General features: G+C 66.8%; 13 protein-coding genes. 8 read left to right on the forward strand and 5 right to left on the reverse strand.

The window, feature by feature from the left end:
* Positions 1-23: 23 nt before the first annotated feature.
* Both AU175_RS07465 and AU175_RS07470 read right to left on the reverse strand, forming a co-directional pair.
* The gene (locus tag AU175_RS07465; RefSeq protein ID WP_066287115.1) at positions 24-1250 is read right to left on the reverse strand and encodes an acyl-CoA dehydrogenase family protein; all 1227 of its coding nucleotides are present in this window, start codon (positions 1248-1250) and stop codon (positions 24-26) included.
* Entirely contained in the window at positions 1247-2041 is a 795-nt protein-coding gene (locus AU175_RS07470) for an SDR family NAD(P)-dependent oxidoreductase (RefSeq protein ID WP_066287117.1), read from the reverse strand. Before AU175_RS07470 ends, AU175_RS07465 begins: the two co-directional genes overlap by 4 nt.
* Positions 2042-2180: 139 nt before the next feature.
* On the opposite strand from AU175_RS07470, the gene AU175_RS07475 reads away from it, so the two are divergent.
* A complete protein-coding gene (locus AU175_RS07475) occupies positions 2181-3380 on the forward strand; it encodes a glycoside hydrolase family 76 protein (protein ID WP_066287118.1) in 1200 nt (399 codons plus the stop codon).
* 85 nt (positions 3381-3465) lie between these two features.
* Positions 3466-5388, forward strand: coding sequence for a glycogen debranching N-terminal domain-containing protein (locus AU175_RS07480; RefSeq protein WP_066290748.1), 1923 nt, complete (start codon positions 3466-3468; stop codon positions 5386-5388).
* A 19-nt stretch (positions 5389-5407) separates the two neighbouring features.
* Here AU175_RS07480 and AU175_RS07485 read toward each other — a convergent pair whose 3' ends face one another.
* Positions 5408-7411: a glycoside hydrolase family 32 protein gene (locus AU175_RS07485; protein ID WP_066287119.1), complete on the reverse strand. Its 2004-nt coding sequence runs from the start codon at positions 7409-7411 to the stop codon at positions 5408-5410.
* A gap of 143 nt (positions 7412-7554) precedes the next feature.
* The gene (locus AU175_RS07490; RefSeq protein ID WP_066287120.1) at positions 7555-8157 is read right to left on the reverse strand and encodes a YdeI/OmpD-associated family protein; all 603 of its coding nucleotides are present in this window, start codon (positions 8155-8157) and stop codon (positions 7555-7557) included.
* Between the two features lie 87 nt (positions 8158-8244).
* Here AU175_RS07490 and AU175_RS07495 point away from each other — a divergent pair, with 87 nt between their 5' ends.
* The 6 genes from AU175_RS07495 (at position 8245) to AU175_RS07520 (ending at position 14019) form a co-directional block, all read left to right on the forward strand.
* Positions 8245-9000, forward strand: coding sequence for a VOC family protein (locus tag AU175_RS07495; RefSeq protein WP_066287122.1), 756 nt, complete (start codon positions 8245-8247; stop codon positions 8998-9000).
* A gap of 96 nt (positions 9001-9096) precedes the next feature.
* Positions 9097-9636: an NUDIX hydrolase family protein gene (locus AU175_RS07500; protein WP_066287124.1), complete on the forward strand. Its 540-nt coding sequence runs from the start codon at positions 9097-9099 to the stop codon at positions 9634-9636.
* Positions 9637-9722: 86 nt separating this feature from the next.
* Positions 9723-10694: a DUF6707 family protein gene (locus AU175_RS07505; protein WP_066287126.1), complete on the forward strand. Its 972-nt coding sequence runs from the start codon at positions 9723-9725 to the stop codon at positions 10692-10694.
* 72 nt (positions 10695-10766) lie between these two features.
* Positions 10767-11492, forward strand: a complete 726-nt coding sequence (locus tag AU175_RS07510; RefSeq protein ID WP_066287128.1) for an SRPBCC family protein — start codon at positions 10767-10769, stop codon at positions 11490-11492.
* Between the two features lie 57 nt (positions 11493-11549).
* Positions 11550-12866 carry a tRNA guanosine(34) transglycosylase Tgt gene (gene tgt, locus AU175_RS07515; RefSeq protein ID WP_066290750.1) on the forward strand — a complete coding sequence of 439 codons (1317 nt, stop codon included), beginning with the start codon at positions 11550-11552 and terminating at the stop codon, positions 12864-12866.
* 214 nt (positions 12867-13080) lie between these two features.
* Entirely contained in the window at positions 13081-14019 is a 939-nt protein-coding gene (locus AU175_RS07520; RefSeq protein WP_066287131.1) for a type IV toxin-antitoxin system AbiEi family antitoxin domain-containing protein, read from the forward strand.
* 129 nt (positions 14020-14148) lie between these two features.
* Here the strand turns inward: AU175_RS07520 and AU175_RS07525 are convergent, their stop codons facing one another.
* Positions 14149-14868 carry a queuosine precursor transporter gene (locus AU175_RS07525; protein WP_066287133.1) on the reverse strand — a complete coding sequence of 240 codons (720 nt, stop codon included), beginning with the start codon at positions 14866-14868 and terminating at the stop codon, positions 14149-14151.
* Positions 14869-14972: the final 104 nt, after the last annotated feature.

Consider the following 14972-nt stretch of genomic DNA (forward strand, 5'->3'; position numbering starts at 1 on the left):
AAGTGTACGTTCCCGCAAGTCCTTCAGACGATGGCGGAGACCCCGGTGATTGCCCGGCCCACAATGAGGGTGTTGATTTCAAACGAGCCTTCGTACGTATAGATGGCCTCGGCGTCCGCGAAAATCTTCGCCATCCGGTAGTCAGTGACAATGCCGTTTCCGCCCAGGATGGACCTGCCCAGCGCAACGGTCTCCCGCATCCGGGCACTGCAGTACGACTTTGCCAGCGCCACCTGCGCCATGTCCGCGCCGCCTTCCTCCTGCAGCTGGGCCAGCCGCGCCATCATGCCCATGCTGGCCACGGCGTTGCCCAGCATGGTGGCCAGCTGCTGCTGGATCAGCTGGAACTTCGCCAGCGGCCGGCCGAACTGCCGGCGTTCGACGGCGTACTGCCGGGCAACGTCGAACGCCGCCAGCTGTTGCCCCACGGCCTGCCAGGCCACCATGATCCGTGAGCCTTTCAGGAGCTGGTTGGTGTCCTCGAAGCTTGTGATTCCGGCAAAGCGGTCAGCTTCGGCAACGTGGACGTCCTCAAAGACAATGTCTGCATTCTGGACGGTCCGCAGGGCAATTTTGTGCTCGATCCGGCTGCGGCTGACGCCGGGAAGAGAGGCATCGACGATGAACCCGCGCACGCTGCCGTCGGCCTCGTCGCGGGCCCACACCAGCAGGTAGTCGCAGAACGTCCCGTTGCCGATCCAGCGCTTGGCGCCGTTAATCTCCCATGTGTCGCCGTCGTCGTCGGGCTGTCCGGTGGCCCGGGAAATGCGCCGCGCCCGGGTCTCCATGCCACCGGCGACGTCCGACCCGTGTCCCGGCTCGGTGAGCGCAAAAGCACCCGTGGTCCGAAGGCTGGAGGCGTCCGCGAGCAGCCTGTCCTTCTGTTCCTGCGAACCGAAGGCGTACAGGGACTCCACAAACAGGTCGTGGTGGACCAGGAAAAACGTGGCGATTGACGTGTCCACCCGGGTCATCTCCGCGATGACCAGTCCCGCGAACAGGTGGCTGTAGCCCCGCTGCGCCGGCGTGCTCAGTTCCAGGGCCGCGAGCTTGGGGAGGATGTGCGCGGGGAATTCCGCGTTGTTCCACCAGTCGGCCGCATGGGGTGCGATCTCCGTGGCCAGGAACTCCCGCAGCTCGGCCAGCTTGTGCCGCTCCGGCGGGGCCAGCAGGGATTCGAAGAGGAAGAAGTCGGCAGCGGGCAGGGCTTCGGGCGGGGGCACCGCCGCCGCAGCGCGGGCGGCACTCATTTTGGCCCCATCCTGATGGCACCGTCCAGCCGGATGGTTTCACCATTGATCATGGCGTTATCCACGATGTGGGCCACGAGGTTGGCGTATTCGGCCGGCTTCCCGAGCCGTGAGGGATGCGGCACCTGCCGGCCCAGTGAATCCTGCGCATCCTGCGGCAGTCCGGCCATCATGGGCGTCTCGAAGATGCCCGGGGCGATGGTCACCACACGCACCAGCGAGCGGGCCAGTTCCCGCGCGATGGGCAGTGTCATGGCGGCGACGGCGCCCTTGGAGGCAGCGTAGGCGGGCTGCCCGATCTGCCCGTCGAAAGCCGCGACAGAGGCCGTGTTGATGATGACGCCGCGCTCCGGCCCGCCCACGTCGGTGGTGGCGGGTTCCGTGGCGGCCATGGCCGCGGCGGCCAGCCGGAGCACGTTGAACGTGCCGATCAGGTTCACCTGGATGACCCGGCTGAACGCATCCAGCGGGAGCACCCCGTCGCGCCCCAGCACCTTGCCCGGCGTGGCAATGCCGGCGCAGTTCACCACGATCCGCAGCGGCCCCAGGGCAGCGGCAGCGTCGACGGCGGCCTGCACCTCCGCTTCGTTGGTCACGTCCGCGGGGGCAAAGACGGCGGTCCGGCCAGGAGCTCCCGCACTGTTCAGCTCGGCGGCGAAGGCTGCGCCGGCGGAGGACGGCAGGTCGATCAGCACCACGGAGGCGCCGGCGTCGAACAGGCACCTTGCCGTCGCTGCGCCCAACCCGGACGCCCCGCCCGTGACCAGAGCAACAGCACCCTTGATGTCCATCCATCCTCCTTGATGCGAGTCCGGGCACTGGACGCCCCGGCACCGAACATTAGTTAGTGAATGTTAACTGAAATTGTGACCGGGCGCACTATGCGCCGCTTTCCCGGCCGGGGTTCGCGGCGCAGCTAGGCTGGAGCACATGACGCCGCAGGATGCCCAACTTCCGCCCGCAGACGGGTCCAACGACCGCGCCGCCCGGGCCACGGAGGCCGCCCGGTCCGTCACCGCAATTTTCGGACAACGGCTGTTTTTCCTGCCCGGGACCCACATCGCGGCCGTCCAGCGGCCATCAAAGCCGGTGGAGAACCTCTTCCGCCCCTGGCATTACTGGTGGCAGGCACACTACGTGGACTGCCTGGTGGACACCGGACGCCGCGAACTGGGAAACGGCGCAACACCGGCTGCCCGCTTTGACGGACCACAGCGCCCCAGCGCCGGCCAGCTGGCCTCGCGGCTGGTGACAGGAATCCGGCTGCGGAACCTGCTCACGTTCGTCAACAACTACTACGACGACATGGCCTGGCTGGCACTGTCCACGCTCCGGCTGGAGAAACTCGCCGAGGAGACGCGCAGGCCTGGCCGGAGACGCAACGCCCACGTCCGCAAGACCCTCACCCTGCAGTTTGATGCCGCGTCCACGGACGACCTTGGCGGCGGCACGTTCTGGAGCACAAAGCGGGACTTCAAGAACACCCCGGCCACCGCTCCCGTGGCCCTGTACTACGCCCGGACGGGAAACCCTGCCAAGGCACAGGAACTGCTGGACTGGCTGGATGCCAGGCTCTTCGACCCGGAGCAGGGCCTCTATCTGGACGGCGTCCGGATCAGCACCACCGGCGAGGCCGTGGTGGAAAGAGCGATCTACACCTACAACCAGGGCCCTGTCCTGGGCGCGCTGCTGGAGCTCGGCGGCGAGGCAAACCTGGCCAGGGCCGCCACGGTGGTGGAGGCGGTGGCCCGGACCCTGACGCGACCGCGCGGGGATGCGGCGGGCGGATACGTCCTCCGCTGCGATGGAACGGGCGACGGCGGTCTCTTCACCGGGATCCTGGCCCGCTACCTTGCCCTGGCAGCCGGCGACGCCCGTCTCCCCGGAACCGTCCGCGCAACCGCCGCCCGGCTGGTCCTGGACACCGCGGATGCTTTGTGGGACGGCCGCCGCGCGGTCACCCCGGCGGAGCCCCTCGCCAGGCACGCGGGAAGACTGCTCTTTTCAGTCCTCCCTGAAAAACCGGCGGCCGACACGTATCCGCCGGGTGCCGCCGTCGAACTTTCCACCCAGCTGCAGGCGTGGATGGTGTTCGAAGCGGCCGCCGCCATTGACCAGAGATCGGCTTAGGTCCCGGAAGCCGGTCCGGATGGACGGCAGGCGACTGGCCGCAGCATCCGCGGAGCGGGACAGCGCCGGGCGTAAGGTGGGGCGCATGAGTGTTCAGCCGGGGCTCCATCGCCAGCATTGCACCGTGGCCGCACCCACGCAGCTCTGGCTCGATGCCAACGGCCGGCTGGCCCAGGACGGCTTCAGCGGCCTCTTCCACGGCGACACGCGGATGCTTTGCCAGGCAACGGTCACCGTCAACGGATTCAGCCCCGAGGAGGTCACTGTGGAGTCCGCTCCCGGCGGCGTCCTCCGCGTCCGGGGCCTCATCCGCGGCATCGAAGGGCATACCGCCGATCCCGCCGTGGAGGTCCTCCAGACCTGGACGGTTACTCCGGGCGTAGTCCGTCATTCCTTGAAGGTGGGCACGTCGCTGGACTCGCTGGACGTTGAACTGGCCGTGGACCTGGCGGCAGACTTCACCGACATGGCCGAGATCCGCCTGGGCCGGTTCGCCAACCCGCAGCCGCCGGAAGCGGCCGACGACCACTCCCTGCGCTGGCACAACGACGGGCGCACCCTTTCCATCTCGGCGCCTGGCACCAACGGCGGCGCTCCTGCCCCTGCGGGCGCGCCGTCGAGCGCCTCCCCCCATGACGGGGGCAGCGACCTCCCGCGCCTGCTGTGGCACGGCACCGCCGGCCGCGGGCGCCCGTTCGACGCCGAATGGCAGGCCGTGCTGGACGAGACGGAGAGCGCTGTGGTCGCCGCGGCGCCGTCGTCCCTTGCCGTTCCCGCCATGGCCGTGCCGGCAGGGCCGCTGCGCACGCTGCTGGAGAATTCACTCGACGAGCTGGACGGCCTTCGGATGGCAACCCGCCGGCTGCCGGATGCTCCTTTTGTGGCGGCCGGGGCTCCCTGGTACTTCACCCTGTTCGGCCGGGATTCCCTGTGGGCAGCGCGGTTCCTGCTGCCCCTGGACGCCGGCCTCGCCACGGGAACCCTGCGTGCCCTCGCGACGATCCAGGGCTCCAGCACGGACCCGGATTCGGACGAAGAGCCGGGCCGGATTCTGCACGAACTGCGGGCCAAGGAACTGGTCCTCGAAAACGACGGGCTGCACCTGCCACCGGTCTATTACGGCGCCGTGGACTCGACGCCGCTCTGGCTGTGCCTCCTGGGCGAGCTGTGGCAATCGGGGAAGGCGGACGATGCCGTCCGTACCCTTCTCCCCGCCGCGCAGCGGGCAGCTCACTGGCTGCTGGCGTCCACCGGCCAGCCTGGCGGCGACGGCCTCCTGAGATACCGGAATATCAGCGGGCACGGCGTGGGCCACCAGGGCTGGAAGGACTCCGCCGATGCCCTGCAGTTCAGGGACGGACGGCGGGCGGAGGGTCCCGTCGCCCTCGCGGAAGCCCAGGGCTACGCCCACCAGGCGGCCACCATCACGGCAGAGCTGCTGGACGCCCTCGGCGAACCGGGGGCTGGTGAGCTCCGGGACTTCGCCGGGGCACTGGCTCAGCGGTTCCGTGAGCGCTTTTGGGTGGAGGACGCCCTGGGTCCCTACCCCGCGATGGCCGTGGACGGGCAGGGCTCTCCGCTCGACGTCCCCGGCTCCAATATCGGGCACCTGCTCGGCACCGGAATCCTCGACCCTGCCGAGGCCCGCCACGTTGCCGCCCGGCTGCTCAGCCCCGAGCTGTTTTCCGGGTTTGGCCTGCACACCCTCTCACACCGGGCACCCGGTTTCTGGCCCTTCAGCTACCACTGCGGTTCGGTCTGGAGCCACGACACCGCCATCGCCGTCCGCGGCCTGCTGGCCGAAGGCTTCACCTCGGAAGCAAAGGCCCTGGCCGAAGGGCTGCTCGCCGCCTCCGCTGCCTTCGGCTACCGCCTGCCGCAGCTTTTTGCCGGAGTCACTGCCGCGGAGTCCAGCCTCGCTGTGCCCTACCCGGCATCGTGCCATCCCCAGGCATGGTCCTCGGCGTCGGCCGTTGTACTGGCGCAGGCACTGGGCGGGCTGAGGTAGCCAAGGGCGCTGATGGTGGTTACTTAATCGCGGCCAGCGGCGTGACGGTGGCGTTGGCCAAGGAAATTGCTCCGCCATCGCCGAACATCCTGGTTTGAAGGGGGCCGTCCGGCGGGAACACGAGCGAGGTTAAGGCCTGCCCGCCATTGGTGAAAACCTCCACTGAGGAGCGGTCGACAAAGACCGTCAGCCTGACCTTGCCGTCGACGGCGGGACTCGCCACCGTGCTGGCCTGGCGGTACGTGTCGCCCACCTGCTCCTGCGGCCGCGCAGGGGCCTCGGTGCGAACGGATTTCGCCCCTTCACCCTTGGAAACAGCATCGCCGTCCCGGACCACGAACGCCGTTCCGTTCCTGAAGTCGTAGCCCACCGTGGCATACGTTTCCTCGCCGGCTTGAAGCAGGATCCGCGCCTCGGCGTCGGCTACGCTGCTCTGGAGCTCGACGTCGATTTTGAAGGCTCCGCTGTCCGGGACGGGAAGAGATGCGCCGGTGCCGCCCAGGAGGTCCTGCGCGGGCACCTGCCGGGGCGGTCCTTCCAGGGATCCAAGGGCCGGCGTCGGGGTAGAGACCAGGGTGGGCCGGCCGTCACCGGACTGCAGGCGGATGTCCCGCACCACCGAATCGGCGCCGTACCAACCGCTGGTGGGCAGCTGGCGGGCGTAGGCCCAGTTGTTCATCCAGCCGATGGCATGCCGGGAGGCCTTGCGTTGCCCGTCTGTCAGCCGCGGATCGTCCCAGGTCACGGCTGCGTAGAAGTCCGGCCCGGCGTCGAGCCACTGATGCCGTTCATCCGGCGCTGTGAATTTCCCGCCGTCCCAGGCCCCGGTCCAGTAGGCCGTTCCGGTGGTCCGCCCTTCCGCGGAGCCGTTGGCGCCGGTGGCCAGGACCCACGTGCGTTTGGCGGGATCGCCGTCGGCGTCCAGCTGGAAGAAGTCCGGGCATTCAAGGACGCCCAGGCCGTCCCGTTCGAAGTTGGAGGCGTACGTCCAGGCTTTGAGGTCGGCGGAGGTGTAGAACCCGATTTTGTGGCCCTCCGCGAGCAGCATGACCCACTGGTTGTTGTCCTCGTCCCGGAGGATCCGGGGGTCACGCCAGTGTTCCTCCCCCGGGTTGTCCATGACCGGGTTTTGTTCGTAGCTGGTGAAGGTGTGGCCCTTGTCAGTGGAGTAAAACATCGACTGCCGCTGGACGCCGTCATCCTGCTGGGTGAGGACCGCGATCACGGCCCCTTTGCCGAAGCCTGCCGTCCCTTCGGTGTCGACCACCGCGGTGCCGGTTTCGATGTCGCCCAGGCCGTTTTTGAACTTCTCAATGGCCACGCCCTCGTTTTTCCAGTGCACCAGGTCCGTGCTGGTGGCGTGGAACCATTCGGTGCCGTTCCCCTCGGGGTAGTCGGCGTTGTAGAGGTAGTAGTAGTGCCAGACCCCGTCCAGGAAAAAGGGCCGCTGGGGATCGTTCATCCAACGCTGCTCGGGGGTCAGGTGGTAGGCGGGCCGGTAACCGGGGTCCTTGGCGGGCGCCGCCAGCCGGGCAGCATCCGGCTCTGGCCACTGCGGGGGCACGCCCAGGTCTGCCAGCAGTGAATCGTGGGCCTCGGCGCTGATGCACTCCGGCAGCCGGACCTTTGTGGGGTCCTGTTCGACGGAGCCGCGGTCCTCGCTGCTGCGGAGGAAGACCTTCCCGTCCACCCGCGTCCCGGCCAACCAGCCCGCACCGCACTCGATGATGCGGACATCCTCGGCGCCTTCGGATCCGAGCGCCCCTGCCTGTTGCTCGAGGGTCCGGTCGTTGCCCTTCAGCCACAGGGACGCGTACGTGCCATGGTCCTTGTGCACGGTTTCCTGCGCTGCCGAGACCTCGTCGAGGATGCGGCCAGCAGTGGCTGCGGAAGCTGTCCTCGTGTTGCCGGCGACCAGGAAGGAAACCACGAGGGCGAGGGCAGCCACGGCGGCTGCGACCACCCAGGGTAGCGGGCGGCGCAGGTTGATGCGGGGGCTGGTTTTGGGGAAGAGGCGGGCCATGCTGAGCCAATCGGTCGGTAAACGCACAAGTGCCGTCCCCCATGTCGGGAGACGGCACCAGCGCTACGGAACCATCAATTCTACAGGCTGAGGCTGAGCCACCCTAAAACAGCGGTGGGATCCGCGCCATCAACCCGCTGGCTTCATACCGTGCCGGCAGGACGCTTCTTCTGCGGGTACGGGGTCTCGCCGCGGGCCAGCATCCCGACGAATCCGGCGATCCGCTTCGCCCGGGTTTCGGGCCGTTTGGCCGAGTTTGTCCGGTAGATCAGGGCGAAGCGGTTGACCTTGGTGAGGACGTCGAACATGGCCTGGGCCTCCGGAACAGCGGCGATTGCGGCGGCAAGGTCATCCGGGACTTCGGCTGTTGCCTGTCCTGCGTAGGCGGCATCCCAGCGGCCGTCCGCCTTGGCGCTGTCGACGGCGGTCCGGCCGGCGTCGGTCATCCTCCCGGCTGCTTCCAGCCGCTCAATCCGGGCCACGTTCCGTTCCGACCAGGGGCTTTTGGGCCCCCGGCGCGTCATGCGCTGGAAGGAGCTTCCGTCGTCGCGCTTCCTGGCCTGGCCATCGATCCAGCCGAAGCAGAGCGCCTCGAGCAGGGCCGCTTCATAGTCCAGTGCGGTGACGTCGCCGCCCTTCTTGTGGAGCACCAGCCACACCCCCGGACTGTCCGCGTGGTTCGTTTCCAGCCAGGACCGCCACGCGGCAGCGTCCGGCACCAGCAGTTCCTCCAGTTCAATGGCCATGGACCCATTCTGCCCCCGGTGCCACCCGAAGCAAGTCGTGGCATGATGGCCGTATCTGCGCCGTTTCCTGTCATCGAGGAGAATCACATGTTGCGTTCGCGCCCCGTCCATTTCACGTCCCGGCTGGATGCCTGGGAGCGGCTGCTCACCGGACTGGGGCTGGTCAAAACCGTGGATGAAGGCTCCTGGCGCGAGTTTGACGCCGGTTCGGGACGGCTGGCGCTCCACGCGGCCGAGCCGGGTTCCCCGGAGGACGGAACCACCAGCTTCGGCGTGGAGGTGGGCGACCTCGCGGAGTTTGCACGGCGAACCAACCTGGCCGGCGAGGAGGCGGGCACCGAACCCGCCGAACTCGTCCAGGCAGACCACGGCGAGTCGTGCCGGATCACCGGCCCTGACGGGTTCATTTTCCTCGCCGATCCCGCCGCCAAGGCTGCGGACGGCAACTGGACCACATCAGCCGACGCCGACCCGGGCCTCGCCGTCGTCGAGGTTTGGTTCACGGAGGATCCAGGCTCCGCGGCGCAGACGTTGCGTGATATCGGTGCCCGCTTCCGTCCCTTCCCTGATGATGACGAAACTGCGGATTTTGCCGCGAAGAACGGTGGAGTGCTGATGGTGCGCCCCGCCGAGGGGCCGCCGCGGGCGGGCCTGGGCTTCGAGTACGACGGCGACCTCGACTCGCTGCACCGGCGCCTCACCGAGGCCGGGCATGAGGTCCGCCTGACGGAGGAAGCGTTCGGACGGACGCTGCACGTGGCGAACCCGGATGCCGAACCGGGCGTGGCGGGCACCGGCGCTGCTCCGCACGTGCCGGCCAGCCTCTGGATCTCGAAGCGCTGAACCGAGGGGTGGCGTTTCGGCGCTTTGGACGACGCTTTACGCGTAGAGCCCACACCTCACCGGTCCGCAGCCGTCCGATGGGGTAGAACTTAACCCATGAATGTTCGCACACCTGACCCCAATCCCGGCTGGCTCTCCGAAGAGGACCTCTTTGAAGCCCGCGGGAGGCTCCCCATGGTTTACGTGGAGGCTGTTCCGGTCAGGCTGGACCCGCTTGGATTCGTGAACGAAGTGGGCACCCTGCTGCAGGCCGACGAGGACGGCACCATGATCCGTTCCCTCGTCTCCGGCCGCGTGATCTACCGCGAAACCATCCGCGCGGCACTCCTGCGCCACATGGAAAAAGACCTTGGCCCGCTGGCGTTCCCACAGCTGCCCATCAGCCCGGTGCCTTTCACGGTGGCCGAATACTTTCCGGCGCCCTCCCAGACCGGGTTCACGGACGACCGCCAACACGCCGTCTCGCTGGCCTATGTCATCCCGGTGACCGGTGAATGCGAGCCCCGGCAGGACGCCCTGGAACTGACCTGGATGACCCCCGCGGAAGTGCTCAGCCCCGGTGTCCAGCTGGAATTCAGCGGCGGCCGCGGCGCCCTGATCCGCCAGGCACTGGCGTTCGCCGGCGTGGGCTTCTGACCCTCTCGGATTTCCCGGCGTCCCCGACTTCCGGCGCCCGCCTTTGTAGACTGTAGGGCGGACCGCAAGAGAACTTAAGGACTCCCATGACCGAAACCCCAGCCGCCCGGCACTACAGCGAACAGCAGGCTGGATCCCTGGCCACCGGTGATGAGCTCCTGCTGCCAGACGGCGAACGTACCGCCGGGATCCAGCACGTTGAGGTCGAATCGGACGATTTCGGCACCCCCGCGATCGTCCTGGCCAGCCTCGCCGGAGGCGGTACTGTGCGCATCGCCGTCGGCTCGGTGGTCAAGGTGCTGGACGCAGCGCCCGACGCCGTCGCGCAGCTTCCCGGTGCCGGGAACCCCGCAGAAGTGGCGATCGCCGCCGTGGCGGCTCCCGCCGTCGTCGTACCTCCGCTTCCCGCCATCCCGCCGGCGGTGACCGGCCCCTCCGAGGAGGAACTTGCGCTGATTCCCGCCCCGCAGGGAACCCCGGAAGCCGTGGTGGAGGCCGCAGCCGAATCCCACCCGGACGCCGAGGGCGTGATGCTGCTGGCCGACAGGCTGGCCAAGGGAATCAACGTCAAATCCGGCAGCTGCCTGAAGGACCTCAGCGATCTGGCCCACGAATTGTTCATCACGCTCAAGGACCCCGCCGGCTCGCTGGCCGTGGCGGACCTGCTGAACGTGCTCCCCTATGACGGCAACCCCGGCCGCTGGGCATCGGTGGAGGCGTCGTTGGCGTTGTCCAGCTACATCTGCCGCCAGGACGGCCAGGTGGACCGCGCCAAGGTGTATGAAAAGCTGCTGCGCACCCCGGAGGCCCAGGAGACGGATCCTTTCAAGGCACGGATGAACGCCAAAGTCCGGCAGCGTTCCCTGAATGAGCCCAATCTCTATGACAAAGAGATCTTCCGCTCGATCGACAATTCCAACCACGAGGCCGAGCGCGAGTGGCGGCTGCTGCGGCTCGAATCGCTGCTGTTCCTGCGCGCGCACGGGGGTTCGGAGACCATCGGCGCAAGCGAGCTGCAGCGTCGGATCAGCAACGAGCTCGAGGCAGTCCGCCCCTAAAGCTCGCGCCCGCCGCCGGGCGGGGGAAAATTCCCCCTATCCGGTACTGCCTGTCGGTTGTACATTCGGGCTATGACGAACAATCTGAGCGTGGTGATCAATGCCGACGCGCCGCAGGTCTGGACTATGCTGCGCGAACCGTCCAAAGTAGCCCAGTGGCACGGCTGGCAAGCCGATGACCTGGACGCCGAAATCAAGGAGATCTACTTCTCATCCGACGTCGAAGAAGCCCCTGACCACACCAGCCTGACCACCCACGGCGGCGATGTTTTCGACCTCAAGCCCGTGCCTGGCGGGACCCTGGTCAGCGTCACCCGGGCAGCTCTGGACCACAATTCAGAGTGGGCCGCCTGGGACGAGGACATCACCCAGGGCTGGCTGACGTTCCTGCAACAGCTACGCTTTGCGCTGGAGCGGCACCCGCACGGCAAACGGCATACCTCCTTCTTCCAGGTTCCCGGGGAACCCGGTTCCGCCATCGAGAAACTGGGCTTGTCCGATGTGCCCAAACCGGGTGAGACGTACGAGCTGACACTGGGCACTGGTGAGGAGATCGCGGGCAAGGTCTGGTACCGGAGCAACCACCAGGTGGGACTCACCGTCCACGGCTACGCGGAACACGGTGACGGGCTGCTGATTGTGGCCGATCAACCCGTCATTGAGGAGCTCCGGCCCAAGGGGGGTTCGCTGGTGATTATCTCCACCTATGACCTGGGCGCATCCAGACTGGAATCGATCCGGGCCCTGTGGGACGGCTGGCGGGCTGAGAACTACCCCACATCAGAGCCGCTGCACTGAGCCAACGGGGCTGACAACTGGCACACTGGTACCGTGCCAGCCAACCCCGCCTCCGCTATACCCGCCTCGGTCCTGCGCGCTTCCGGGACGCCCGCTTCCGGGACGCCGGCTGACCCCTCGCAGTTTTCCTTCAGGGTTGGCACGCGCATCGCCGACAGCTGCCCGGCGTCGGCCGCCCAGGTCCAGGCCAACGGCGGCGAATTCCTGGGGCGGACGGGGACCATCACCACTCCCCACGGCGAGATCCGGACGCCGGCGTTCATCGCCGTCGGAACCAAAGCCACCGTGAAGTCCGTGCTGCCGGAATCCATGGCGGAACTCGGGGCGCAGGCGCTCCTGGCCAACGCCTACCACCTGTACCTCCAGCCGGGGGCCGACATCCTGGACGAAGCCGGCGGGCTGGGCGCGTTCATGAACTGGCCAGGGCCGACGTTTACGGACTCCGGCGGCTTCCAGGTGATGAGCCTGGGCTCAGGCTTCAAAAAAGTCATCGACATGAAAACTGTTTCTTCCGCGGACGCGGCTGTGCCCGACGACGCCGTCGCTCCGGGAAAGGAACGGCTGGCCCACATTGACGACGACGGTGTCTGGTTCAAGTCTCACCTCAACGGGGACCGCCACCGGTTCTCCCCTGAGATTTCCATGCAGGTCCAGCACCAGATCGGCGCGGACATCATGTTTGCCTTCGACGAGCTGACCACGCTGCAAAACTCCCGCGGCTACCAGGAGGAGTCGCTGGAGCGGACCCGGCTGTGGGCCGTGCGCTGCATCGAGGAACACTTCCGGCTGACGTCATCCCGGGTGGGCAAGCCGTACCAGGCCCTGTTCGGTGTCATCCAGGGGGCCCAGTACGAAGACCTGCGCCGTAAGGCCTGCCGCGACCTTGGCGCCATGGACTTCGACGGCTACGGCATCGGCGGCGCGCTGGAGAAGGAAAACCTGGGCACGATCGTGCGCTGGTGCAATGAAGAGCTCCCGGAAGATAAGCCGAAACACCTGTTGGGCATCTCCGAGCCTGACGATGTCTTCACCGCGATTGAGAACGGCGCGGACACCTTTGATTGCGTCTCCCCTACCCGAGTCGCCCGCAACTCGGCGTTCTACACGCCCACCGGCCGGTACAACCTCTCCGGCGCCAAGTACAAGCGCGACTTCGGGCCGCTGCAGGACGGCTGCGACTGCTACGCCTGCGCCAACTATTCACGGGCCTACATCCACCACCTGTTCAAGGCCAAGGAAATGCTCTCCGCGACGCTGATCTCCATCCACAACGAACGCTTTGTGGTGAAGATGGTTGACGACGCCAGGCTGGCCATCGAGGCCGGCCGGTTCTTCGACTTCAAGGCCGAGACCCTGGCTCAGTACTACTCCTGAGCCACGCTGGGCCAGCCGCGCTCCCCCCGCCGCCGCCGTCGTCACCGCCGCCACCGCCCCCGCCGCCGAAATCGCCGGAACGCGGCCGAACCGCCGGAGCTCTCGGGCGAATCCAACGCGCTCGGGCGACCGGGACGCGTTCCGGCGAGCTGGGTTTTCCACATAACGACGACGGCGCCTACCTGTCTGCCGCGGACTCCAGCAATGTGGCTGGATGACACCGTCTCAGCAAGCCGTCCTCCCCGCGCTCCCGAGCACCGGAAACCTGTGGCGCACGGGCCAGCTCCACGAAAAGGGCCTCAATTCCCGGGCAATCAAACTGTTGCTGCGTCATGGGAAACTCGTCCGGCTTCGTTACGGCTGCTACATCCGCGGTGATCTCTGGGACAAGCAGACCGCTGCCACCCGCAGCAAGCAATTGATACAGGCCCACGCACACGGAACACTCACGACATCCACAGGAGATTTCGTCTACAGCCACACGTCCGCGGCGCGGTTGCATGGCTTGTTCCTTTGGAACGTGGACGACCTGATCCATCTCCTGCTACGGGTCAGCCCTTCCAGCGAACGGCTCGGCAAGGACGTCCGCGGACACACGCAGCCCTACACCGAGTCGGACGTCGTGAAAATAGGCAATCTCCGCGTAACTTCGCTCGAGCGGACCGTGGTGGACTGCGCCATGGTACTCAGTTACCAGCAGGCCCTTGTGCTTGTGGATCACGCGCTCAGGCTTGGCGCAGACAAAACCTTGATGGAAGCCATGGCAGAGGGCCTGCCGGGACGACGCGGAATTCGGAATCTCCGGATGGCACTGCTCAACGCCGATTCGAGGTCGGAGTCAGCTGGCGAAACCCTCACCCGTGAACTCCTCGCACGGTTGAATCTGCCTATGCCCGAACCACAGGTTGTGGTGGAGAGCCGGGTGGGCCAGTACCGACTGGACTTTGCCTGGAAAGAGAAGAAGGTCGCACTCGAGTTCGACGGTAAGACGAAGTACTTCGACTACAGGCCAACGGCCGAGGTGTTGTACCAGGAGCGGCAACGGGAAAATGCGCTCATCGAAGACGGCTGGACCTTCGTGCGCGTGAAATGGAAGGACCTCTTCCGCGAGCAGGAGTTCAAATCCCGCATCCTGACAGCCCTGTGGCGATAGCCCGCCGGCGAAATCGCCGGAACGCACCGAGCTCGACGGGAGCGTTCCGGCGACGCAGCACTGTTCCCGCGATCTCGGCGCTCGTGGAACGTACGACGCCGGGGGGCAGCGAAGCGAGGCCGGTCGGGACTACGCGGCGCCGTAGCTCGGTTCCCGCTTCTTGATCCAGCCGATCACCAGGGCTGTCACCGGGACGAACAGGAATTCGACGAGGGTCTTATACACAAAGCCCACCACAACGTAGTTCACGAACGTGCCGAAGTCCGTGATGCCGATGACGGACGCGGCAATGCTGCAGAAGATCAGCGTGTCCACGAATTCACCGGCCACCGAGGAACCCATAATGCGCGCCCACAGGGATTTCTCCCCCGAGCGGGCTTTCATCTTCACCATGATCCAGGAGTTAATGGTCTGCCCGGCCAGGAACGCCAGCAGCGAGGCGAGGACAATCTGCGGCACGGGGCCCAGTGCGCCTTCCAGGGCTGCCTGCTTGGAGGTGCCGAACTCGTCGTCGAAGCCGGGCAGCGCGATGATCACCCAGTAGCAAAGCGAAGCGAAGACGGACAGCGCAAACGTGGTGAAAATGGCCTTGCGTGCCACCTTGAAGCCGTACACCTCGCTGATCACGTCGCCCAGGATGTACGCGAGCGGGAAGAGGAAAAAACCGCCGTCAGTGATGATCGGACCGATCGCCACACCCTTGGAGGCGCCGATGTTGGACAGGATCAGCACCACGGCCATAACGGCCAGCATGATGCCGAAGTAAGGCGAACCGATGGAGGCGAATTTTGGCGCTGCGCCGGCATTGTTGGTCAGTGGCAGGGCGTCAGGGCCTGAGGGGGAAGGCATGGGGTGTCCGTTCGTAGTGGTTCGCTCGGCGTCCGCTGCCTCAAGGGCTAGTTCGCGGGACGCCGGCTGTATTAGCACTGTCACCGCAAATTCTCCCATGGGTT

Origin of the sequence: Arthrobacter sp. B6, assembly GCF_001663775.1 — a bacterium.
GTDB lineage: Bacteria > Actinomycetota > Actinomycetes > Actinomycetales > Micrococcaceae > Arthrobacter.

Excerpts from the sequence above, each read along its gene's own strand:
- AU175_RS07465 (WP_066287115.1), bottom strand. The coding sequence starts at position 1,250 with ATGAGTGCCGCCCGCGCTGCGGCGGCGGTGCCCCCGCCCGAAGCCCTG.
- AU175_RS07470 (WP_066287117.1), bottom strand. The coding sequence starts at position 2,041 with ATGGACATCAAGGGTGCTGTTGCTCTGGTCACGGGCGGGGCGTCCGGG.
- AU175_RS07475 (WP_066287118.1), top strand. The coding sequence starts at position 2,181 with ATGACGCCGCAGGATGCCCAACTTCCGCCCGCAGACGGGTCCAACGAC.
- AU175_RS07480 (WP_066290748.1), top strand. The coding sequence starts at position 3,466 with ATGAGTGTTCAGCCGGGGCTCCATCGCCAGCATTGCACCGTGGCCGCA.
- AU175_RS07485 (WP_066287119.1), bottom strand. The coding sequence starts at position 7,411 with ATGGCCCGCCTCTTCCCCAAAACCAGCCCCCGCATCAACCTGCGCCGC.
- AU175_RS07490 (WP_066287120.1), bottom strand. The coding sequence starts at position 8,157 with ATGGCCATTGAACTGGAGGAACTGCTGGTGCCGGACGCTGCCGCGTGG.
- AU175_RS07495 (WP_066287122.1), top strand. The coding sequence starts at position 8,245 with ATGTTGCGTTCGCGCCCCGTCCATTTCACGTCCCGGCTGGATGCCTGG.
- AU175_RS07500 (WP_066287124.1), top strand. The coding sequence starts at position 9,097 with ATGAATGTTCGCACACCTGACCCCAATCCCGGCTGGCTCTCCGAAGAG.
- AU175_RS07505 (WP_066287126.1), top strand. The coding sequence starts at position 9,723 with ATGACCGAAACCCCAGCCGCCCGGCACTACAGCGAACAGCAGGCTGGA.
- AU175_RS07510 (WP_066287128.1), top strand. The coding sequence starts at position 10,767 with ATGACGAACAATCTGAGCGTGGTGATCAATGCCGACGCGCCGCAGGTC.
- AU175_RS07520 (WP_066287131.1), top strand. The coding sequence starts at position 13,081 with ATGACACCGTCTCAGCAAGCCGTCCTCCCCGCGCTCCCGAGCACCGGA.
- AU175_RS07525 (WP_066287133.1), bottom strand. The coding sequence starts at position 14,868 with ATGCCTTCCCCCTCAGGCCCTGACGCCCTGCCACTGACCAACAATGCC.